Genomic DNA, 21,521 nt, shown 5'->3' on the forward strand with positions numbered 1-21,521 from the left:
AACAGAGGTGATGAATAATGCTTACAGATCGCCAATTGTTAATCCTTCAAGTAATAATTGATGATTTTATTCATTCAGCTCAGCCTGTAGGTTCTCGATCATTAGCGAAAAAAGACGATATAACGTTTAGCTCGGCTACAATTAGGAACGATATGGCTGACTTAGAAGACCTTGGATTTATAGAAAAAACCCATAGTTCTTCTGGACGTGTTCCTTCGGAGAAGGGATATCGCTATTATGTGGACCATTTATTATCTCCACAGAGATTAACGAAAACAGAAGTATCACAAATCAAATCCATTTATGCTGAGAAAATTTTTGAGTTGGAAAAAGTTGTTCAAAAATCAGCGCAAATTTTGTCGGAATTGACAAATTATACATCGATTGTACTCGGGCCTAAAGTGAATGAAAATCGTTTGAAAAGGATACAAATAGTCCCGATTAATCATGATACGGCTGTGGCAATCATAGTGACGAATACCGGCCATGTTGAAAACCGTACAATTACGTTCCCGGGATCATTAGACCCTAGTGATATCGAAAAAATGGTTAATATTTTAAATGAAAGATTAGTTGGAGTTCCTTTAGTTGAGCTTCAAGATAAAATTTTCAAAGAAGTTGTTACTGTTCTTAAAGATCATATTGAAAACTATGATATGCTGTTAAAGATCATGGCAGGCACGTTAAAACTAGAATCAAATGAGAAGATCTATTTTGGCGGTAAGACTAATATGCTTAGCCAACCAGAGTTTTCAGATATAGGCAGGATCAGATCGTTATTAACAATGATTGAACAGGAAAAGGAATTATATGGCCTTTTGAAAAGTAATAATGCTGGAATAACGATCAAAATCGGTAAAGAGAATGACAATTCAGCGATGGAAAACTGCAGTTTAATTACCGCGACCTATTCATTAGGAGAAAACCAACTAGGTACAATTGCTGTTTTAGGTCCAACTAGAATGGAGTATTCACGTGTTGTAAGTTTATTAACTCGAATGACCCGTGACCTATCTAAAACCCTTACTGAATTGTATCATGGAAGATAAGCTTGGTTATATTGATAAATGGGTGGAATATCTTGTATTCCATCCGATTCCTATGCTTACTAAATAAAGAATATATATGTGATTTCTTTAAGGGAGGTGAAACATTGTGTCAAATGAAAAAAACGTTGTAGAACAAGAAGAAACAGTAGATAAACAAGATACTGAAGAAGTTGAGGTTGAAGTAGTTGATGCAGAAGATGTTTCTGTTGAAGATGCAACAGATAATGCCGATGAAACAACTGCAAAAATTGCTGAATTACAAGCTAAACTTGATGAAACAGAAAACAAAATGCTGCGTACTCAAGCGGATTTCGATAACTTCAGACGCCGCACGCGCTTAGATCAGGAAGCTGCTCAAAAGTATCGTGCTCAAAGTATTGTTTCTGACATTTTACCTGCTCTTGATAACTTTGAAAGAGCGTTACAAATAGAAGCGAATAATGAACAAACAAAATCATTATTACAAGGGATGAATATGGTTTACAATCAACTAGTTCAAGCCCTGCAAAATGAAGGTGTAGAAACGATTAAATCTGTTGGTGAACCATTTGATCCACATCTACATCAAGCAGTTATGCAAGTTGAAGATGAAAACTTTGAACCCAACACTGTAGTAGAAGAGTTACAAAAAGGATATAAACTGAAGGATCGAGTGATTCGACCTGCAATGGTAAAAGTAAATCAATAAAATAATACTTACATATTAGGAGGTTCTACTTAATGAGTAAAATCATTGGTATCGACTTAGGTACAACAAACTCATGTGTCGCAGTTTTAGAAGGCGGAGAACCGAAAGTAATTCCAAATCCGGAAGGTAATCGTACAACACCTTCTGTAGTTGCTTTCAAAAACGGTGAACGTCAAGTTGGTGAGGTTGCTAAACGACAAGCAATCACAAACCCAAATACAATCATTTCTATTAAACGCCATATGGGTACAGACCATAAGGTAGAGGTAGAAGGCAAGAATTATACTCCACAAGAAATTTCAGCTATTATTCTTCAACACTTAAAATCATATGCTGAAGAGTACTTAGGTGAGCCTGTAACTAAAGCAGTCATTACTGTACCAGCTTATTTCAATGATGCAGAGCGTCAAGCAACAAAAGATGCCGGTAAAATTGCTGGTCTAGAAGTTGAACGTATTATCAACGAACCAACTGCAGCAGCTTTAGCTTATGGTTTAGATAAAACAGACGAAGATCAAACAATTCTTGTTTACGACTTAGGTGGCGGTACGTTTGACGTATCTGTACTTGAACTTGGTGATGGCGTATTTGAAGTACGTTCAACAGCTGGTGATAACCGTCTTGGCGGTGATGACTTTGACCAAGTAATTATCGACTATTTAGTGGCTGAGTTCAAAAAAGAAAATGGCATTGATCTTTCGAAAGATAAAATGGCATTACAACGTCTTAAAGACGCTGCTGAAAAAGCGAAAAAAGACCTTTCAGGTGTAACATCTACGCAAATTTCATTGCCGTTCATTACAGCTGGAGAAGCTGGTCCACTTCACTTGGAAGTAAGCTTATCCCGCGCGAAATTTGATGAGTTATCTGCTGATCTTGTTGAAAGAACAATGGGTCCAGTTCGTCAAGCACTAAGTGATGCGGATCTATCAGCTAGTGAAATTGATAAAGTTATTCTTGTAGGTGGATCAACACGTATTCCTGCTGTACAAGAAGCAATCAAAAAAGCTCTAGGTAAGGAACCACATAAAGGCGTAAACCCAGATGAAGTTGTTGCACTTGGTGCATCAATCCAAGGCGGAGTTATCACTGGAGATGTGAAAGACGTTGTCTTACTTGATGTGACTCCATTATCACTTGGTATTGAAACAATGGGCGGTGTATTTACAAAGCTTATTGAGCGTAATACGACAATCCCAACAAGTAAATCACAAGTATTCTCAACAGCAGCTGATAATCAAACAGCAGTTGATATCCATGTTCTACAAGGTGAACGTCCGATGGCAGCTGACAACAAAACATTAGGTCGCTTCCAATTAACAGACATTCCACCAGCACCACGTGGTGTACCACAAATTGAAGTATCGTTTGATATTGATAAAAATGGTATCGTAAATGTTCGTGCAAAAGATTTAGGTACAAACAAAGAACAAGCCATTACAATTAAATCAAACACTGGTTTATCAGACGATGAAATCGAACGCATGGTTAAAGAAGCGGAAGAAAACGCTGATGCGGATAAAAAACGTAAAGAAGAAGTTGAACTTCGTAATGAAGCTGATCAACTAGTTTTCCAAACAGAGAAAACATTAAAAGATCTGGAAGGAAAAGTAGACGAAGCTGAAGTAACTAAAGCTAACGAAGCGAAGGATGCTTTAAAAGCTGCGATCGAGAAAAATGATCTAGAAGAAATCAAAGCGAAAAAAGAGGCTCTTCAAACGATTGTTCAAGAGCTATCTGTAAAGCTTTATGAGCAGGCCGGGCAAGCTGCACAAGCTCAACAAGGCAATGATGCAGGGAACAAAGCTGACGATGTTGTCGATGCAGAGTTTGAAGAAGTAAATGATGACGATAAAAAATAAGTCAAACTAAGGTGAAAAGTCAAAGTCAGGGTAGGTCTTGACTTTGACTTTTTTTGTCAAGGGAAAGAGCTTGAGTTATACCAATAACATTATGTTGCTTTTCCTCTCTTTAGAGTGATACAATTTACCTTATGTGAGAAAATCGGGAGTGAGAATTTATGAGCAAGCGTGATTACTATGAAGTCCTCGGGTTAAGTAAGAACGCAAGTAAGGATGAGATAAAAAAAGCTTATCGAAAGCTTTCAAAAAAATATCATCCAGACATTAACAAAGAAGCTGATGCTGATGCAAAATTCAAGGAAATTACAGAAGCTTATGAAACGTTAAGTGATGATCAAAAGAAAGCTCATTATGATCAATTCGGTCATACTGATCCAAACCAAGGATTCGGTGGTGGTGCCGGATTTGGTGGAGACGGCTTTGGATTCGAAGATATTTTCAGCTCAATCTTTGGCGGCGGAACGCGTAGGAGAGACCCAAATGCACCAAGACAAGGTGCTGATTTACAATATACAATGACATTAGATTTTGAAGAGGCAGTTTTCGGGAAAGAAACAACAATTGAAATTCCTAGAGAAGAAACATGTGAAACATGTAATGGTTCTGGTGCACAAAAGGGAACGAAGCCAGAAACATGTACACACTGTGGTGGAAGTGGACAACAAAGTGTTGAACAAAATACACCATTCGGCCGCATTGTAAACCGACGTGTTTGTCATCACTGTGAAGGTACAGGCAAAATGATTAAGCACAAATGTGGAACTTGTCGCGGTACTGGAAAAGTAAAAAAACGCAAGAAAATTTCTGTGAAGATTCCTGCAGGTGTTGATGATGGTCAACAATTACGTGTTTCAGCCCAAGGTGAGCCAGGAGTAAATGGCGGACCTCCAGGTGACCTTTATGTTGTGTTCCATGTAAGAGATCATGAATTCTTTGAAAGAGATGGCGATGATATTTATTGTGAAATGCCATTAACATTTGCTCAGGCAGCCCTTGGTGATGAAATTCAAGTACCAACATTGCATGGAAAAGTAAAATTAAAAGTACCTGCTGGAACGCAAACTGGTAAAAAATTCCGTCTGTCCGGTAAAGGTGTGCCAAATGTAAGAGGGTATGGACAAGGTGATCAATACGTTATTTTACGTGTCTTAACACCTACAAACTTAACAGAAAAACAAAAAGAACTCTTGAGAGAGTTTGCTGATATTAGCGGTTCAAAGCCTGATGAACATGAAGAAAGCTTTTTTGAAAAGGTAAAAAGAGCCTTTAAAGGTGACTAATAATAATATTATTATTTAATGGTTTAGGATTGGAGTTGGTAGATATGAAGTGGTCAGAATTAAGTATTCATACAACACAAGAAGCAGTTGAGCCTATTTCAAATATCTTGCATGAGGCTGGTGCTAGTGGTGTAGTAATTGAGGATCTTGCTGATTTAATGAAAGAACGGAGTACGGCACTTGGCGAAATCTACCAACTAGATCCAACCGATTATCCTGAGGAAGGCGTAGTTGTTAAAGCCTATTTGCCTGTTAATAGTTTTCTTGGTGAGACGGTCGATGCGATAAAAGCAGGAATCAATAATTTATTGCTGTTTGATATTGATCTTGGAAGAAATCATATTACAATCAGTGAAGTAAATGAAGAAGAATGGGCTACAGCATGGAAGAAATATTATCATCCGGTAAAAATTTCTGAAAAGTTTACGATTGTTCCAACTTGGGAAATTTATGAACCTGTAAGCTCTGATGAGTTAATTATTGAATTAGATCCAGGAATGGCATTTGGAACAGGAACACACCCTACAACAGTTTTGTGTATTCAAGCTTTAGAACGATCAGTTCAAAAAGACGATACCATTATTGATGTCGGTACAGGTTCTGGTGTTTTAAGTATTGCTGCAGGATTACTTGGCGCGAAACATATAGAAGCTTATGATTTAGACCAAGTAGCTGTTGAGAGTGCAAAACTAAATGTGAAATTAAATAAGGTTCAAAACGTTGTCAATGTTTCACAAAAAAATTTATTAGATGGTGTCGAAGGACCCGTGGATTTAATTGTATCGAATATATTAGCTGAAATCATTGTTCGTTTTATTGACAAGGCATATGAGGTATTAAAAGAGAATGGTACATTTATCACGTCTGGAATCATCCAAAATAAAAAGCAGGAAGTAAAAGAGGCTCTTATGAATGCCGGTTTTGTGATTGAAGAAACAATGGTTATGGAAGATTGGGTAGCGTTTATAGCAAAAAAGAAGTAAAGAAAGAAGGAGTTCCTTTTGCAACGATACTTTATAAATGAAGTGAAAGCTAATATTGGGACAGCAATCCATGTTACCGGTGATGATGTCCATCATATTTCTCGTGTATTACGTATGCAAGCAGGACATAAAATTATTTGTTGTACAAAGGATGGCTTTGAAGCTCTTTGTGAAATTGTTGAAATTACCAATGACCAGGTTCAATGTTTTATATTAGAATGGATAACAGTGAATCGTGAATTACCTGTATCTATATCCATTGCGAGCGGGTTGCCTAAAGGGGATAAGCTTGAATGGATTATTCAAAAGGGCACCGAATTAGGTGCTTCTTCATTTATCCCTTTTAATGCTGCTCGTTCAATTGTAAAGATTGAATCAAAGAAAATCAGCAAAAAGCTTGAACGTTGGAATAAGATTGCGAAGGAAGCTTCTGAGCAGTCTTACCGAAATAATATCCCTGAGGTTTTAGAACCTTGTGATTTTCAAAAGGTAATAGAATTAGCAAAAAGCTATGATGTAAAAGTTGTAGCTTATGAAGAATCGGCAAAACAGGGTGAAAAGAAAAATTTAGCTAAAGCCTTCGAGGAATTAAAAGAGGGCGGCTCACTTCTTGCGGTATTCGGACCGGAAGGTGGTCTTACAGAGAAGGAAATTGAAAGATTAGAGCAAGCTGGTTTTCATATATGTAGTTTTGGACCAAGAATTTTAAGAACTGAAACAGCGCCATTATATTTATTATCAGCTGTTTCATATTATTTCGAACTATCGAGGTGATGAATAATAATGCCTACAGTTGCATTTCATACATTAGGTTGCAAGGTAAATCATTATGAGACAGAAGCTATTTGGCAGCTATTTAAAGAAGCTGGCTATGAGCGGACTGAATACGAACGAGTTGCGGATGTATATGTCATCAATACATGTACAGTGACAAACACTGGTGATAAAAAAAGTCGCCAAGTTATTCGACGTGCAATACGGAAAAATCCAGATGGAGTCATTTGTGTAACAGGGTGTTATGCACAGACTTCACCAGCTGAGATTATGGCGATTCCAGGGGTAGATATTGTCGTTGGTACTCAAGATCGCGTAAAAATGCTTGAGTATATAGAACAATTTAAAAAAGAAAGACAACCAATAAACGGTGTTAGAAATATCATGAAAACACGTGTGTACGAAGAACTTGATGTTCCAGCTTTTACTGATCGTACGAGAGCTTCATTAAAGATTCAAGAAGGTTGTAATAACTTTTGTACATTCTGTATTATCCCATGGGCTCGTGGATTAATGCGTTCACGTGATCCGAAAGAAGTTGTTGCCCAAGCACAACAGCTTGTTGATGCTGGTTATAAAGAGATCGTATTAACGGGAATTCATACAGGTGGGTATGGTGAAGATTTAAAGGATTATAATCTAGCTATGCTATTAAAAGATTTAGATGAACAAGTTAGAGGGTTAAAACGTATTCGTATTTCTTCTATCGAAGCAAGTCAAATTTCGGACGAAGTTATTGAGGTTCTGCAGAAATCTGAAAAAGTTGTCCGTCATTTGCATATTCCAATTCAATCTGGCTCTGACACAGTATTAAAGCGTATGCGCAGGAAGTATACGATGGAGTTTTTTGCTGAACGTTTGGATCGCTTAAAAGAAGCGTTACCAGGCTTAGCCATTACATCTGATGTTATTGTTGGATTCCCAGGAGAAACTGAAGAGGAATTTATGGAAACTTATAACTTTATTAAAAAATATAAGTTTTCTGAGCTTCATGTATTTCCTTATTCTAAGCGTACGGGAACACCTGCTGCAAGGATGGATGATCAAATTGATGAAGAAGTTAAGAATAACCGTGTTCATCGCCTAATTGAGCTTTCAAATCAACTTGCGAAGGAATATGCTTCTCAATTTGAAGGTGAAGTATTAGAGGTTATTCCCGAAGAGAGATTTAAGGAAGAGCCTAATGAAGATTTATATGTTGGGTATACAGATAACTATTTGAAAGTTGTTTTATCTGCACAAGAAGAAATGGTTGGAAAAATTGTGAAAGTAAAACTTACGAAAGCTGGCTATCCTTATAATGAGGGTCAGTTTGTAAAAGTTATGGATGATTTGGATCAACCCGAAAAAATTCGGTTAACATCATGATAGAAAGAAGGTTAGCATCTAAAGTGCTAGCCTTTTTATTTTACTAGCAGACGGCAATAAATTGTGATAAAAAGTAAAGTTAGAGCACAAATTAAATTTGTACTCGTTTTTATACTAAAAAAATGTTAAGATGTAAGAGGTCGGACAACTATTAAAAGGAGACGATACATAATGTCTAAAATAGCGAATATGATTGACCATACTGCTTTGAAAGCAGATACAACAAAAGATGTAGTTGAAAAGCTCTGTCAGGAAGCAATCGAGTACCAATTTGCATCGGTTTGTGTAAATCCAACTTGGGTTGAGACAGCTGCTAGTCTATTAAAGAGTTCAGATGTGAAGGTTTGTACAGTTATTGGATTTCCATTAGGGGCGAATACACCTGAAACGAAAGCGTTTGAAACTAAGGATGCCATTGAAAAAGGGGCAACAGAAGTTGATATGGTTATAAATATTGGGGCGCTAAAGGATAAAAATGATGATCTTGTTCTGCGAGACATAAAAGCAGTCGTTGATGCAGCAAAAGGGAAAGCTTTAACGAAAGTCATTATTGAAACGAGCTTACTTACCGAAGAGGAAAAAGTTAGAGCATGTGAACTTTCAGTTAATGCAGGGGCTGACTTTGTTAAAACATCTACAGGTTTTTCAACAGGTGGGGCTACTGTTGAGGATATCGAATTAATGAGAAAAACTGTAGGTCCAAATATCGGTGTAAAGGCTTCAGGAGGAGTTAGAGATACAGAAGGTGCAGAGGCTCTTATTAAAGCAGGTGCAACGCGTATAGGAGCAAGCTCAGGAGTAGCTATTGTAAAAGGAGAAGTATCTACATCAGATTACTAAGAGGTAGCTTCTATTTGCCAAATTGGTCATTATGTACAATCAAACAATTGCCTTCAACATAAAATAAACTTAAGATTCAAACTTATTAAGAAACCTATATCTTTTTATGATATGAGTTGACCTGAATTATTCATTATATTATAATGTCAAAGTACATGTTTATCTGTAGACATGTTTTATTTACAAGATGTCGATTGGTTGTATTCGGAGGGAGGGAAAGAGAATGTCAAAAACGGTCGTTCGTAAAAACGAGTCGCTTGAGGATGCTCTTCGTCGTTTCAAACGTACTGTATCAAAAAGTGGTACAATACAAGAAGCTAGAAAGCGCGAATTCTATGAAAAGCCTAGCGTAAAGCGTAAGAAAAAGTCTGAAGCAGCTAGAAAGCGCAAATTCTAAAAGAGGGTGTACGTATGAGTCTTCTTGATCAATTGAATCAAGATATGAAACAAGCGATGAAAAACAAAGAAAAAGATAAATTAGTTGTCATTCGTATGGTCAAGGCTGCTTTACAAAATGAAGCAATTAAACTTGGCAATAATGAATTGTCTGCTGAAGAAGAATTGACTGTTCTTTCTCGCGAACTTAAACAACGCAAAGACTCCCTCCAGGAATTCAAAAATGCTGATCGTTTGGACTTAGCTGAAAAAACACAAGCAGAAATCGATATACTTGTCGATTATATGCCTGAGCAGCTTTCCGAGGAAGAAGTTTCTGAAATTGTAAAACAAACAATTGCAGAAGTGAACGCTACTTCAAAAGCCGATATGGGGAAAGTCATGGGAGCACTTATGCCCAAAGTAAAAGGTAAAGCAGACGGAAGTCTTGTTAATAAGCTTGTGCAACAGCAGCTATCATAAATGATATAAAACACCTTGCTAAGTGCAAGGTGTTTTTGCTATCTGAAGAAATGATGAAAAAAAACAGAAAGAAATCGTATACATAAAAATAAAATGAAACTATTTGTTTTTCTATTCGTATTATTATTATCTGATAAGCTATTCTATGGTAAATGACTGATTTTAGCATTGTATAGTTCTAGGTGCAAAAATCAAAAGGTAAGTTTAACAGAGATATCTATGAATAGAGGGGAGGGAAAAGGGTGAGAAAACAGTTTTTTCTTTTTTTGATTGGTTTTGCTTTTATCCTAAGTTTTTATCAAGGGTTTCAAGCAATTGTTAAAGCTGATTCAAATCAAAAAGTGTACGTTATTCCAGTCGAAGAAACTGTTGAAAAAGGACTCTCTCAATATATAAAGAGAACCATCTCGGATGCAAAAGCCCAAAAAGTAGATCATATTATTCTTGAAATTGATACGCTAGGTGGTGCAGTGGATGGAGCGATGGAAATTGCTGATACTCTTCGATCCAGCGAAATCCCGATAACAGCCTATATTAATAGAAGGGCCATATCTGCTGGAGCTTATATTGCACTAAATGCCGATCAAATTTATATGGCACCAGGAAGTCAAATGGGTTCTGCTGCAATTATTACCGGTGATGGAAATGCAGCTGATGACAAAGCTCAATCCCTGTGGTTATCCGAAATGAGGGAATCAGCTGAACGTAATGGTCGTGACCCGAAGTATGCATTGGCCATGGTTGATAAAGATGTTGATATACCTGAATATGGTGCTGGAAAAGGAGACTTGCTAACACTTGAAACAAAGCAAGCAGTGGAAGTAGGCTATGCGGAAGGAACGGCTACTGATTTAACTGACTTGTTAACTGAGCTAAACCTTCAGGGAGCATCAGTAATTGAAGCTGAGGAAAGCTTTGCTGAAAAAATAGCTCGGTTTATTACCAACCCGGTTGTTGTACCAATTCTTTTATCAATAGGAAGCCTCGGTTTAGTTGTAGAGCTTTATTCTCCAGGCTTTGGGGTCCCAGGTTTTATGGGGATTAGTGCACTGCTTTTATTCTTCTACGGTCACCTGGTAGCTGGCCTTGCCGGAATGGAATCCATTATCCTCTTTATATTAGGGGTTATTTTCATCATAGCTGAATTCTTTGTGCCAGGCGGTATATTAGGTATTCTGGGGTTTGTTAGCATCATTGGTAGTTTGTATGTTGCTTCAGGGAATTTTGTTCATATGACGATATCATTATTAATTTCTTTTGCTGTAGCAGTAACAGCATCTATCCTATTAGTAAAGGTGTTTGGAAAGCGTATGAATATCTTTAAAAAGCTAATATTGCGTGACTCAACAAATACTGAAGGCGGTTATGTTTCAAATGTTTCCAGACATGAGTTAGTAGGCTGTGAAGGTATTGCTTTAACTACTCTAAGGCCATCTGGAACTGCAATTATTAATGATGAACGTCTGGATGTTGTAACTGAAGGTGGATATATCACAAAAGGGGAAAAGGTAAAAGTAGTAAAAGTTGAAGGCTCACGTATTGTTGTGAGAGAATTAAACGATTGAAATTTAAGAAATTAGGAGGAATGTCTCAATGGATGCATCTGCCATTTTATTAATCGGACTTGTTATTCTAGGTTTAATCTTTTTAGGGGTTTTCTTTACGTTCGTGCCAATTGCACTGTGGATTTCTGCTTTAGCAGCTGGTGTAAGAATTAGTATATTTACTTTAATCGGAATGAGATTACGTCGAGTTATTCCGAGTCGTGTTGTAAATCCGTTGATTAAGGCTCACAAAGCCGGTCTTGATGTTACAACAAACCAACTTGAAAGCCACTATTTAGCTGGCGGTAATGTAGACCGTGTCGTCAATGCATTAATTGCCGCAGAACGTGCAAACATTGAATTAACATTTGAGCGTTGTGCTGCTATCGACTTAGCAGGTCGTGATGTATTAGAAGCTGTTCAAATGAGTGTAAATCCAAAAGTTATAGAAACACCATTTATTGCCGGTGTAGCAATGGATGGTATTGAGGTAAAAGCGAAAGCAAGAATTACCGTAAGAGCAAACATTGAACGATTAGTCGGTGGTGCCGGAGAAGATACAATTATTGCTCGTGTTGGAGAAGGGATTGTAAGTACAATTGGTTCTTCAGATAATCATAAAAAAGTTTTAGAAAATCCAGATCTTATTTCTCAAACAGTTTTAGGTAAAGGATTAGATTCAGGAACAGCATTTGAAATTCTCTCGATTGATATTGCGGATGTTGATATCGGTAAAAATATTGGAGCAGAATTACAAACTGAGCAAGCCGAAGCAGATAAGAAAATCGCACAAGCAAAAGCTGAGGAAAGAAGAGCTATGGCTGTTGCACAGGAACAAGAAATGCTTGCCCGCGTTCAAGAGATGAAAGCGAAGGTTGTGGAAGCAGAAGCACAGGTGCCACTTGCTATGTCTGAGGCACTTCGTTCAGGAAATATTGGTGTAATGGATTATATGAACATTAAAAATATTTCAGCTGATACAGAAATGAGAGATTCAATCGGAAAAACAAATAAAGACCAGAACGATCCTGATCAATATTAAGAGTAGTAATGATAAGGGGATGGAAGGTATGACCAAAAATATTAGCTTCATCCCTTTTCCTCATAAAAGGAGGGAGAAATCATGGATTTAATGGATATTTTTACCAATCCGATTGTTTGGGCTTTTCTTGTTTGGTTGTTTTCAAGATTTTTTACAAGTAAAAATAATGAAGAAGAAACTAAACCTAAAGCACCGAACCAGCCTAAAAATCGGCCTGATCCAAGGCAGAACCCGAGACCAAATCCAAGGCAAGTACCAAAGCCTGTGATGACAACTGTTGAAACAAGGCAAAGAAGAGAGGATAAAAAACCCGCTCTTCAAACGGTACAAGAGGCTTATGAAAAGATGAGACAACGTTCTGTAGAACAAGAAAAAGAGGTAATGGCAGTAAAAGAACAGCCTAAAAAAGAGCCTGTAGTGAAGCAAGAAAGTTCAATTTTAGTTAATCGTAACGTTAGTCAGCATCATCTTGTAATTGATCAAAATAAGGCTGCACAAGGTGTTATTTGGAGTGAAATATTAGGTCCTCCACGTGCTAAAAATCCACATTATACCAAAAGAAGAAGACATTCATAACTTCTCAAATAATCCTGTTATAAGACTCCGATTTCTCTCATACATATGAGATGAAAGGGGGTCTTTTTTTATGGCAAAAAAATGGCGCCAGCAATTTACTCGATGGATCACTAACACAATCGAACTACCGCCGGATGTCATGATGGATCTTCCTAGAATTACGATGGTTGGACAGCTTCACATTTACATAGAAAATCATCGTGGACTCCTAAAATTTACTGATACTGAGCTTCGCCTCTTGCTTAAACAAGGACAATTATTAATTAAAGGTGAGGCCTTTGTCATAAAGACGATCCTACCGGAAGAAATTTTGCTCGAAGGAAAAATTATTCAAGTTTTATATCTCGATGAAACATAAGTTTTTTTCTAGGATTCAATGTCATCATAAAGCTAGCGGTAAAGGGTCATGGGGCTTGTTCTCTAGGTGTCTGCTGTGGATCATTGGATATATGTATCACAGCAGACAAAAGAATAGATGTTTGAGTGGTTTACAAGGGGGAGAAGGATGAAGAATCAATGGACTAGTTATTTATTTGGTGTTGTTAAAGTTAATATCGATGGAAGAGGAACAGAAAGATTTTTAAACGATTGTATGAGAAGTAATATCATTGTTTGGAATGTAAAAAGAAGTAAAGATAATGGTCTATCTTTTTTTATTCGCCTTCAAGATGTACATGCCCTTCGCTCTGTAGTCAGGAAAAATGATTGTAAATGTCGATTTGAAAGAAGAGTTGGTTTTCCTTTCTTAGTAAGAAGGTCTTGGAAAAATAGTGGATTTGTTCTAGGTTTAATGGCTTTTTTAATCGTTATATTTGTATTATCAAATATGATTTGGGGAATTAAGGTTGAGGGTGCATCGCCTGAAACAGAACATTTAATCAAAAAAGAATTATCAAGAATTGGTGTGAAAACAGGTAAATTTCAATTTTTCGTTGAGAACCCAGATGATATTCAAAAGTCACTGACTGATAATATTGAACAAATAACATGGGTTGGAGTTGAATTGATGGGAACAACCTACCATTTAAAAGTTGTAGAAAAAAACCAACCTGAAGAAGAAGATTTAGTTAGTCCAAGGCATATTGTAGCAGAAAAAGAAGCGGTTATTACAAAAATGTTCGTTGAGCAAGGTCAGCCACTAACAACCTTAAATGAACACGTAACAAAAGGACAAGTTTTAGTGTCAGGTTTAATCGGTAAGGAAGATGAGCCAAAAAAAGTTGCTGCAAAAGCGGAAATCTTTGGAGAAACTTGGTATAAATCAACGATTACAATTCCCTTAAATACGACTTTTCATGTGTTAACTGGGGATGCTAAGATTAAGCATTATCTTCAACTAGGTTCTTTAAGAATACCAATATGGGGGTTTGGGACAAACGAGTATAAATCGTTTGAAGTGGAAGATGATGTTTACGATCTAAAGTTCTTGAATTTTACGTTGCCGATTGCATATGTAAATGAAACGTATCGAGAGAATGAAGAAGTCACGAGGAAATATACAATTCAACAAGCTAAGGAAGCAGCATTAGATAGAGGCCGAAAGGATATTGAGAATAAATTAGATGAAGAAGAAAAGGTAATTGGAGAAAAAGTTTTGCACCAAACGAATGAGAATGGTAAAGTTAGGTTAACCGTATTATATCAAGCAATAGAAAATATTGTAAAAACCACACCAATTGTTCAGGGAGAATAGAGAATGCCAGAAGAATTAGTGACAATGAATCAGCAAGTAGAAAATCCAAATGAGGCAATAGCTCTTTTTGGAAACCATGATCTTCATTTAAAAAGAATTGAAGAAGAATTAAATGTATCCATTGTAACAAGAGGAGGAGCAGTATTTGTTTCAGGAAGTGCTGAACATGTACAACTTGTAGATGAATTATTGAAGTCTTTACTCCTTATCATTCGTAAAGGGATAACTATTAGTGAACGAGATGTACTCTATGCCATCAATATGGCAAAGGAAAAAAAGTTGGATCAACTTGAGAATCTTTATATTCAAGAAATTGCGAAAACGGCTAAAGGTAAGTCCATTCGTGTCAAAACATTAGGTCAGCGCCACTATATTTCTGCAATTCAAAATAATGACCTTGTTTTTGGAATTGGTCCCGCAGGAACAGGGAAAACCTATTTAGCTGTTGTGATGGCAGTGAATGCTCTAAAGCTTGGATCTGTAAAGCGAATTATTTTAACACGGCCTGCCGTAGAAGCGGGCGAAAGCCTTGGATTTTTGCCTGGTGATCTTAAAGAAAAAGTTGATCCATATTTAAGACCGTTATATGATGCATTACATGACGTGTTAGGTATGGAACATACACAACGGTTAATTGAACGTGGGACGATTGAAATTGCCCCTTTAGCGTATATGAGAGGGAGAACACTTGATGATGCATTTGTTATTTTGGATGAGGCCCAAAATACGACCCCGGAGCAAATGAAAATGTTCTTAACCCGATTGGGATTTGGTTCAAAGATGGTCATTACAGGTGATATTACACAAGTGGATTTGCCAAAAGGAGTAAAATCAGGCCTATCAGTTGCGAAAGATATTTTAACAAATGTAAGTGGTTTGTCCTTTGTTCATCTTGAACAATCGGATGTTGTTAGACACCCACTTGTCGCTAAGATTATATCTGCTTATGAAAATTCAAAAGATGGATCGTGACCCGGGAAAGCTTAAAACGGGTCACTTTCTTTTTCATAATTGATGTTAAAATAGATAGTATGCTCATTCGTTATTCAACTTTGGCGAGCAATTATGAAAGTGCTTGCAAACAGTGCTTTTTTTGTCATATTTTGTCTTAATAGTTGAACATTTTTCGATAAAATTGAATAATGGAATAAGAGCTGTTATAAATGCCTCTTCTTAGAAGGTGCTCAAAGGGTGGTGTAAAGTTGAAAAAGAAAACTCCTAATTCAAAAGAAGTTAAAAAAATGAATGTATTTTTAGAGAAATTAAAAAACTACCGATTTTTACATATTTTTTTATATGGGATCTTAGCTGTCGTGTTATTTGTTGCTTTGTATAGTAATGTTAAGCCAGAAACACTAGATATCGAGCTTTTTACTGTTTCTGATCAAACGATCTATGCTCCATCAACGGTTGAAGATAAGGTGGAAACAGATAGGAAGCGTCAAGAGGCATATGATTCTGTAGAGGATCAATACGTCCTAAAAAAGGAAATTACAGAAAAACAGGTAGACCTTATTTCTTCGATTTTTGACACAGTAATTGAGGTTCGAAAAGAGGAAGCTGCAAATTCGGAGTCCAGCACAACTCCTTTAGAGGAACAAGTTAAAAAAGTACAAGATAAATTAACACCATCGATAAACAAAAAAATTCCTGGTGAAACATTTCTTCCTTTACTCGAAACAACAGATGATGAAGTTGTCTTAGCAAAGGATGCGGTAGTAACAGCTGTTAACAATATCATGAGTAAGGAAATTCCGATTGTCCAGCTTACGGAAGCAAAAAAGCAAGTAGAGGAAGAGCTGCAATACACCTCACTCCGAACAGAAGTAATGGAATCTGCAACATTTCTTGCTCGGTTCGCGATAACACCAAATTATGTGTTCGATCTATCCGCTACTGAAGAACAGAGACAATTAGCCATTGACGGTGTAAAAGTAGCTCAGATTAAACAAGGCCAAATTCTTGTTGAAGAGGGGGAGCTCATTAATCGTGAAATTTACAGGAAATTAGGCTTAGTAGGATTGCTTGATGATCAACAATCGATAAAACCTTTCCTTGGACTTGGTATATTTGTGCTCCTTATTATATCAGGTGTTGTGTATTTCTTTGAAAAGAAAGATAGCCCAATTTCGAAAAAAAATAATTTTTTGTTATTATATTGTTTAATATTTGCTATTACCATTCTTCTTATGAAAATTATTAGCTTGTTTCAGAAAATTGATTACACACATATTGGCTATATTGTTCCGGTCGCCATGGGAGTCATGCTTGTGAAATTGTTATTAAATGAGCGGTTAGCAATTTGGACAAGTATGATTTTTGCAGTATGTGGAAGTGTTATCTTTAATGAAGGAGTAACAGGCAGTTTTAACTTTTCAGTAGGGATATACTATCTCTTTGGGTGCTTGGCAGCGGTTTTATTTTTAGGAGAACATAATCTTCGTTCCAAAATTCTTCAAGCTGGTTTATTTGTTGCAGGTGTTAATATTCTTGCGTTAACTGCTATAATGCTAATTAGAAATGGTGGCTATTCAAATGTTGAAATTAGCTCCTACTTCATTATGGCCTGTGTATCTGGACTTGTGTCTTCAGTATTAACAATAGGATTCATGCCTTTTTTTGAAACAGGATTCGGGATTTTATCAACGATGAAATTAATTGAATTATCAAATCCAAATCATCCGTTACTTAGAAAAATCTTAACCGAAACACCTGGTACATATCATCATAGCGTCATGGTTGCAAACTTGTCTGAGTCAGCATGTGAAGCGATTGGCGCCAATGGTTTACTTGCGAGGGTTGGTGCATACTATCATGATATAGGAAAAACAAAACGGCCTCAGTATTTCATAGAAAATCAAATGAATATTGAGAATCCGCATAATAAATTATCAGCACAACTTAGTAAAAACATTATTATTGCTCATGTAACGGATGGTGTTGATATGTTAAGAAAGCATAAAATGCCTAAAGAGTTTATCGACATAGCCGAGCAACATCATGGAACAACTCTATTAAAGTATTTTTACCATCAAGCTAAACAATCAAATGATTCTATTTATGAAGAAGAATTTCGATATCCTGGCCCAAAACCACAAACAAAAGAAATAGCTATTATATCAATAGCAGATAGTGTAGAGGCAGCAGTACGGTCTATGAATAATCCTACACCTGAAAAGATTGAAAAATTAGTGAGGTCCATTATTTCTGATCGCTTACAAGATCATCAATTAGACGAATGTGACCTAACCTTAAAGGAATTAGATATTATTGCGAAATCATTTTGTGAGTCATTAAAAGGAATTTTTCATTCACGAATTGAGTATCCAGAATTAACTAAAAAACAGAAGGTGAAATAATGAGATTATCTATTGATAGTCATGATGAAACAAATGAATTAACAGAAGAACAAATAAAAACAGTTGAAGACCTTTTGCAATTTGCGGCTGAAGTGGAGGATGTATCTCAAGGTGCAGAGCTTTCAGTTACATTCGTATCAAATGAACGTATACAAGAAGTAAACCGTGAATATCGAGATAAAGATCAACCAACAGATGTCATTTCTTTTGCTCTTGAGGAGATGGGAGAGGGAGAAATGGAGATTATAGGGGGAGACCAGCCTCGTGTGCTTGGAGATATCATTATTTCGATTCCAAGAGCAAGGGAGCAGGCAGAAGAATATGGTCATTCATTTATGAGAGAGCTCGGCTTTTTATCAGTACACGGCTTATTACATTTATTGGGTTATGATCATATGACAGAATCGGAAGAGAAAGTGATGTTTACAAAACAAAAGGAAATATTAAATAATTATGGACTTAAAAGATCTGAAGAAGTCTGAGTGGAAGCGATTTTATAAAAGTTTTCAATATGCCTGGAATGGAATTGTATTAACATTTAAATCAGAACGAAACTTTCAAATACATGTAGCAATATCATTTATCATGTTTATAATCGGAAGCGTATTAAGTTTTTCGAAAACAGAATGGATTATTATTTTATTTCTGATAGGTGGTATGCTGGCACTTGAGCTAATCAATACGGCAATAGAGCATGTGGTGGATATGATAACAAGTGAATATCATCCGCAAGCAAAAGCCGCAAAAGATGCAGCTGCAGGAGCAGTTTTGGTTTATGCAATTCTTTCCGTTATAATTGGAATGATGATAGTATCAAATCATCTTTTTGCTTCTTAAAATGAATTAATTTCAAGAAACATGTAAAAAGGTCGAACATCATTTTTAGTCTATTTTAGTTGATTTTCGAAAATTCTTACAATTAAATTACAAATGCAGAATTAGGCGTGAAATTACTGTGAAAATTAGGTAAAATAAAGAAGAGATAAAGTCATTCGCCAGCAAAGAAAGGAAGAAATTTTAGTGAATATTGAACAACTCATCAATGAAGCAAAGACAGCAAGAGAAATGGCTTATACTCCCTACTCTAAATTTAAAGTAGGAGCGGCTTTATTAACTCAGGATGGCAAAGTTTACAAGGGATGCAATATTGAAAATGCTGCATACAGCATGTGTAATTGTGCTGAAAGAACAGCTATTTTTAAAGCCTATTCAGAAGGTGATAAAGACTATTCTATTATGGCTGTTGTTGCTGACACTGCTCGACCAGTCCCTCCATGTGGTGCTTGTCGTCAGGTTATTTCAGAGCTTTGCCCGAAAGATATGAAAGTTATACTAACAAACCTCCATGGTGATATTACAGAACTTACAGTACAAGAATTACTACCAGGAGCATTTTCAGCGGAGGATTTACATGAATCATAATCAATCTTACAAATCAGGATTTGTTTCAATAATAGGAAGACCTAATGTGGGAAAATCTACTTTTATCAATCGGGTAATCGGACAAAAAATTGCGATAATGAGCGATAAGCCGCAAACAACTCGAAACAAGATACAAGGAGTTTATACGACAAACCATTCCCAAACTATTTTCATCGACACACCAGGTATTCATAAACCAAAGCATAAACTTGGTGATTTTATGATGAAGGTAGCACAAAACACTTTGAAAGAAGTCGATTTAATTTTATTTATGATCAATGCTGAGGAAGGGTATGGCCGTGGAGATGAATTTATCATTGAGAGGCTAAAACAAACAAATACACCAGTATTTTTGATAATTAATAAAATTGATCAAATTCACCCCGAGCAATTGCTGCCTTTAATTGAGCAATATAAGGAACTTTATCCGTTTAAAGAAATTGTCCCTATTTCCGCACTACAAGGAAATAATGTCGACACATTATTACAGCAAATTGAAGCCTATTTACCAGAAGGTCCGCAATATTATCCGGAGGATCAAGTAACTGATCACCCTGAGCGTTTTATCATTACAGAATTAATACGCGAAAAGGTATTGCACCTAACAAGAGAGGAAATTCCGCACTCTGTAGCTGTTGTCATGGATACACTTGAACGTAGAGAGAATAATTCTGCAATCTATGTTGGAGCAACAATCATAGTTGAACGTGATTCACAAAAAGGAATTATCATTGGTAAACAAGGAAGTATGCTTAAAGAAGTAGGGAAAAGAGCAAGAGTTGATATTGAGGCACTCTTGGGATCAAAAGTGTTTCTTGAATTGTGGGTTAAAGTTCAGAAGGATTGGCGAAACAAAGCTTCACAGCTTAGAGACTATGGTTTCAGAGAAGATGAATACTAAAAATAGATTATATTCATCTAATCCATTAGCAAAAATTGTTTAACATGAAATGATGAAGAAAAGGTCAAGATAACGGTAAAGAAATTGGATTGATGCTTGCTAGTCTTAACAACTGAAAGGTGGGGTTTTATATGTTGGATTTTACCTGGAAAGTTTTTTCGCAAACAGGTAGCATTGATACTTATCTTCTTTTTAAAGAACTAGAAAAGGAGAATGATGAAGGACCCGATTCTCAAGACGATGAACTAGCTGAAATAGATTTTCCAATTTCCTGATCTTGCCTGAACCTTTGAAAGGTGAGGGGTAAATTGCTTCAAAAATGTGAAGGAATTGTAATCCGTTCAACCGATTACGGTGAAACAAACAAAATAATTACACTATATACAAGAGAACTAGGAAAAGTTGGGGTTATGGCAAGAGGCGCAAAGAAACCTAATAGTCGCCTAACGTCTATCACCCAACTTTTTACTTATGGAACCTTTTTATTCCAAAAATCGAGTGGTTTAGGAAGCTTACAGCAAGGAGAGACCATACAGTCGCTAAGAAGTATTAGAGAAGATATATTTCTAACGGCTTATGCATCATATATTGCAGAGCTTTTGGATAAGAGTACAGAAAATCTAGAGAGAAATCCATTTTTATTTGAACTATTAATGCAAACTCTTACCTTCTTAGATGAGGAAGTTGACCCTGATATTTTACTTTATATTTTTGAAATGAAGATGCTTCCAGTATTAGGACTTCATCCTCAATTAGATTGCTGTTCAAATTGTGGTCATAAGGATGGCACCTTTCACTTTTCAATAAGAGAAGGAGGATTTTTATGCCACAGGTGCTTTGAAATCGATCCCTATCGTCTAATTATAACCCCTACAACTGTAAAGTTGCTTCGACTTTTTTTCTATTTTGACTTAAATCGGTTAGGAAAGATATCTGTTAAGCAAGAAACAAAAAATGAACTTAAAATGGTCATTCAAGCGTATTTTCAAGAATATTCCGGTTTAACCATAAAGTCTAAGCGATTTCTTGATCAAATAGATTCATTAAAAGGAAAGCTTTAGTTAAGGGATATTGACATCGATTAAAAATTCGATTAAGATGCAAATATAATTTAACATTGTTGTGTAGATGGAAAGAAGTACTTGCGAAAGATTCAATGAAAGCGACCTTAGGATGGTGAAAGCTAAGGATTGAACCGTAAGGAAAGGCATTCCGGAGCAAATTCTTCTAAAGTGGCTTATACATATAAGCAATTAGGGTGGAACCGCGGGTTAGCTCTCGT

At 36.3% G+C, this 21,521-nt stretch carries 23 protein-coding genes and 1 other annotated feature (1 of these 24 only partly in view); all 23 genes read left to right on the top strand.

What is annotated here, in order from left to right:
* The first annotated feature begins 17 nt into the window (after positions 1-17).
* The 23 genes from hrcA (at position 18) to recO (ending at position 21,300) form a co-directional block, all read left to right on the top strand.
* Positions 18-1,049, top strand: a complete 1,032-nt coding sequence (hrcA, locus tag AC4GZ8_RS08040; RefSeq protein ID WP_491081326.1) for a heat-inducible transcriptional repressor HrcA — start codon at positions 18-20, stop codon at positions 1,047-1,049.
* Positions 1,050-1,155: 106 nt separating this feature from the next.
* On the top strand, positions 1,156-1,737 hold the full coding sequence (gene grpE / locus AC4GZ8_RS08045) for a nucleotide exchange factor GrpE (RefSeq protein ID WP_491081327.1): 582 nt from the start codon (positions 1,156-1,158) through the stop codon (positions 1,735-1,737).
* Between the two features lie 32 nt (positions 1,738-1,769).
* Positions 1,770-3,599 carry a molecular chaperone DnaK gene (gene dnaK / locus AC4GZ8_RS08050; protein WP_491081328.1) on the top strand — a complete coding sequence of 610 codons (1,830 nt, stop codon included), beginning with the start codon at positions 1,770-1,772 and terminating at the stop codon, positions 3,597-3,599.
* Between the two features lie 158 nt (positions 3,600-3,757).
* The gene (gene dnaJ, locus AC4GZ8_RS08055) at positions 3,758-4,879 is read left to right on the top strand and encodes a molecular chaperone DnaJ (RefSeq protein ID WP_491081329.1); all 1,122 of its coding nucleotides are present in this window, start codon (positions 3,758-3,760) and stop codon (positions 4,877-4,879) included.
* A gap of 44 nt (positions 4,880-4,923) precedes the next feature.
* Entirely contained in the window at positions 4,924-5,862 is a 939-nt protein-coding gene (prmA, locus tag AC4GZ8_RS08060) for a 50S ribosomal protein L11 methyltransferase (protein ID WP_491081330.1), read from the top strand.
* 18 nt (positions 5,863-5,880) lie between these two features.
* Positions 5,881-6,636: a 16S rRNA (uracil(1498)-N(3))-methyltransferase gene (locus tag AC4GZ8_RS08065; protein WP_491081332.1), complete on the top strand. Its 756-nt coding sequence runs from the start codon at positions 5,881-5,883 to the stop codon at positions 6,634-6,636.
* Between the two features lie 9 nt (positions 6,637-6,645).
* The gene (gene mtaB / locus AC4GZ8_RS08070) at positions 6,646-8,004 is read left to right on the top strand and encodes a tRNA (N(6)-L-threonylcarbamoyladenosine(37)-C(2))-methylthiotransferase MtaB (RefSeq protein WP_491081333.1); all 1,359 of its coding nucleotides are present in this window, start codon (positions 6,646-6,648) and stop codon (positions 8,002-8,004) included.
* Between the two features lie 171 nt (positions 8,005-8,175).
* Entirely contained in the window at positions 8,176-8,844 is a 669-nt protein-coding gene (gene deoC / locus AC4GZ8_RS08075; protein WP_491081335.1) for a deoxyribose-phosphate aldolase, read from the top strand.
* A 223-nt stretch (positions 8,845-9,067) separates the two neighbouring features.
* Positions 9,068-9,241, top strand: a complete 174-nt coding sequence (rpsU, locus tag AC4GZ8_RS08080) for a 30S ribosomal protein S21 (protein ID WP_015595024.1) — start codon at positions 9,068-9,070, stop codon at positions 9,239-9,241.
* A gap of 14 nt (positions 9,242-9,255) precedes the next feature.
* Positions 9,256-9,702: a GatB/YqeY domain-containing protein gene (locus AC4GZ8_RS08085; RefSeq protein WP_491081336.1), complete on the top strand. Its 447-nt coding sequence runs from the start codon at positions 9,256-9,258 to the stop codon at positions 9,700-9,702.
* Positions 9,703-9,944: 242 nt separating this feature from the next.
* Positions 9,945-11,267, top strand: coding sequence for an NfeD family protein (locus AC4GZ8_RS08090; RefSeq protein WP_491081338.1), 1,323 nt, complete (start codon positions 9,945-9,947; stop codon positions 11,265-11,267).
* Positions 11,268-11,295: 28 nt separating this feature from the next.
* Entirely contained in the window at positions 11,296-12,288 is a 993-nt protein-coding gene (gene floA / locus AC4GZ8_RS08095) for a flotillin-like protein FloA (protein ID WP_491081339.1), read from the top strand.
* Between the two features lie 81 nt (positions 12,289-12,369).
* The gene (locus AC4GZ8_RS08100; RefSeq protein WP_491081340.1) at positions 12,370-12,864 is read left to right on the top strand and encodes a YqfB family membrane protein; all 495 of its coding nucleotides are present in this window, start codon (positions 12,370-12,372) and stop codon (positions 12,862-12,864) included.
* Positions 12,865-12,934: 70 nt separating this feature from the next.
* Positions 12,935-13,222: a sporulation protein YqfC gene (gene yqfC / locus AC4GZ8_RS08105; RefSeq protein WP_491081341.1), complete on the top strand. Its 288-nt coding sequence runs from the start codon at positions 12,935-12,937 to the stop codon at positions 13,220-13,222.
* 147 nt (positions 13,223-13,369) lie between these two features.
* The gene (yqfD, locus tag AC4GZ8_RS08110) at positions 13,370-14,557 is read left to right on the top strand and encodes a sporulation protein YqfD (protein ID WP_491081342.1); all 1,188 of its coding nucleotides are present in this window, start codon (positions 13,370-13,372) and stop codon (positions 14,555-14,557) included.
* 3 nt (positions 14,558-14,560) lie between these two features.
* The gene (locus AC4GZ8_RS08115) at positions 14,561-15,529 is read left to right on the top strand and encodes a PhoH family protein (protein ID WP_491081344.1); all 969 of its coding nucleotides are present in this window, start codon (positions 14,561-14,563) and stop codon (positions 15,527-15,529) included.
* A gap of 230 nt (positions 15,530-15,759) precedes the next feature.
* Positions 15,760-17,916 (top strand): HD family phosphohydrolase, encoded by a 2,157-nt coding sequence (locus AC4GZ8_RS08120; protein WP_491081346.1) that lies wholly within the window; start codon positions 15,760-15,762, stop codon positions 17,914-17,916.
* A complete protein-coding gene (ybeY, locus tag AC4GZ8_RS08125) occupies positions 17,916-18,398 on the top strand; it encodes an rRNA maturation RNase YbeY (RefSeq protein ID WP_491081348.1) in 483 nt (160 codons plus the stop codon). Before AC4GZ8_RS08120 ends, ybeY begins: the two co-directional genes overlap by 1 nt.
* Positions 18,370-18,753, top strand: a complete 384-nt coding sequence (locus AC4GZ8_RS08130; RefSeq protein ID WP_491081349.1) for a diacylglycerol kinase family protein — start codon at positions 18,370-18,372, stop codon at positions 18,751-18,753. The genes ybeY and AC4GZ8_RS08130 overlap by 29 nt, the downstream gene beginning before the upstream one ends.
* Before the next feature lie 183 nt (positions 18,754-18,936).
* Positions 18,937-19,338, top strand: coding sequence for a cytidine deaminase (locus AC4GZ8_RS08135; protein ID WP_491081350.1), 402 nt, complete (start codon positions 18,937-18,939; stop codon positions 19,336-19,338).
* Positions 19,328-20,239, top strand: a complete 912-nt coding sequence (gene era / locus AC4GZ8_RS08140; RefSeq protein ID WP_491081351.1) for a GTPase Era — start codon at positions 19,328-19,330, stop codon at positions 20,237-20,239. Before AC4GZ8_RS08135 ends, era begins: the two co-directional genes overlap by 11 nt.
* Positions 20,240-20,370: 131 nt before the next feature.
* Positions 20,371-20,514, top strand: coding sequence for a YqzL family protein (locus tag AC4GZ8_RS08145; RefSeq protein WP_491081352.1), 144 nt, complete (start codon positions 20,371-20,373; stop codon positions 20,512-20,514).
* Positions 20,515-20,547: 33 nt separating this feature from the next.
* Positions 20,548-21,300, top strand: coding sequence for a DNA repair protein RecO (recO, locus tag AC4GZ8_RS08150; RefSeq protein ID WP_491081353.1), 753 nt, complete (start codon positions 20,548-20,550; stop codon positions 21,298-21,300).
* 55 nt (positions 21,301-21,355) lie between these two features.
* Positions 21,356-21,521 (top strand) — a binding site (T-box leader) (it continues 7 nt past the right edge of the window).

The organism is Metabacillus sp. RB-C-LZQ-3-1, assembly GCF_058315175.1.

What these genes read in the sequence shown, in the direction of transcription:
- hrcA (WP_491081326.1), top strand. Translation starts at nt 18, where the DNA reads ATGCTTACAGATCGCCAATTGTTAATCCTTCAAGTAATAATTGATGAT.
- dnaK (WP_491081328.1), top strand. Translation starts at nt 1,770, where the DNA reads ATGAGTAAAATCATTGGTATCGACTTAGGTACAACAAACTCATGTGTC.
- dnaJ (WP_491081329.1), top strand. Translation starts at nt 3,758, where the DNA reads ATGAGCAAGCGTGATTACTATGAAGTCCTCGGGTTAAGTAAGAACGCA.
- prmA (WP_491081330.1), top strand. Translation starts at nt 4,924, where the DNA reads ATGAAGTGGTCAGAATTAAGTATTCATACAACACAAGAAGCAGTTGAG.
- mtaB (WP_491081333.1), top strand. Translation starts at nt 6,646, where the DNA reads ATGCCTACAGTTGCATTTCATACATTAGGTTGCAAGGTAAATCATTAT.
- deoC (WP_491081335.1), top strand. Translation starts at nt 8,176, where the DNA reads ATGTCTAAAATAGCGAATATGATTGACCATACTGCTTTGAAAGCAGAT.
- rpsU (WP_015595024.1), top strand. Translation starts at nt 9,068, where the DNA reads ATGTCAAAAACGGTCGTTCGTAAAAACGAGTCGCTTGAGGATGCTCTT.
- AC4GZ8_RS08085 (WP_491081336.1), top strand. Translation starts at nt 9,256, where the DNA reads ATGAGTCTTCTTGATCAATTGAATCAAGATATGAAACAAGCGATGAAA.
- floA (WP_491081339.1), top strand. Translation starts at nt 11,296, where the DNA reads ATGGATGCATCTGCCATTTTATTAATCGGACTTGTTATTCTAGGTTTA.
- AC4GZ8_RS08100 (WP_491081340.1), top strand. Translation starts at nt 12,370, where the DNA reads ATGGATTTAATGGATATTTTTACCAATCCGATTGTTTGGGCTTTTCTT.
- yqfC (WP_491081341.1), top strand. Translation starts at nt 12,935, where the DNA reads ATGGCAAAAAAATGGCGCCAGCAATTTACTCGATGGATCACTAACACA.
- yqfD (WP_491081342.1), top strand. Translation starts at nt 13,370, where the DNA reads ATGAAGAATCAATGGACTAGTTATTTATTTGGTGTTGTTAAAGTTAAT.
- AC4GZ8_RS08115 (WP_491081344.1), top strand. Translation starts at nt 14,561, where the DNA reads ATGCCAGAAGAATTAGTGACAATGAATCAGCAAGTAGAAAATCCAAAT.
- ybeY (WP_491081348.1), top strand. Translation starts at nt 17,916, where the DNA reads ATGAGATTATCTATTGATAGTCATGATGAAACAAATGAATTAACAGAA.
- AC4GZ8_RS08130 (WP_491081349.1), top strand. Translation starts at nt 18,370, where the DNA reads ATGGACTTAAAAGATCTGAAGAAGTCTGAGTGGAAGCGATTTTATAAA.
- era (WP_491081351.1), top strand. Translation starts at nt 19,328, where the DNA reads ATGAATCATAATCAATCTTACAAATCAGGATTTGTTTCAATAATAGGA.
- AC4GZ8_RS08145 (WP_491081352.1), top strand. Translation starts at nt 20,371, where the DNA reads ATGTTGGATTTTACCTGGAAAGTTTTTTCGCAAACAGGTAGCATTGAT.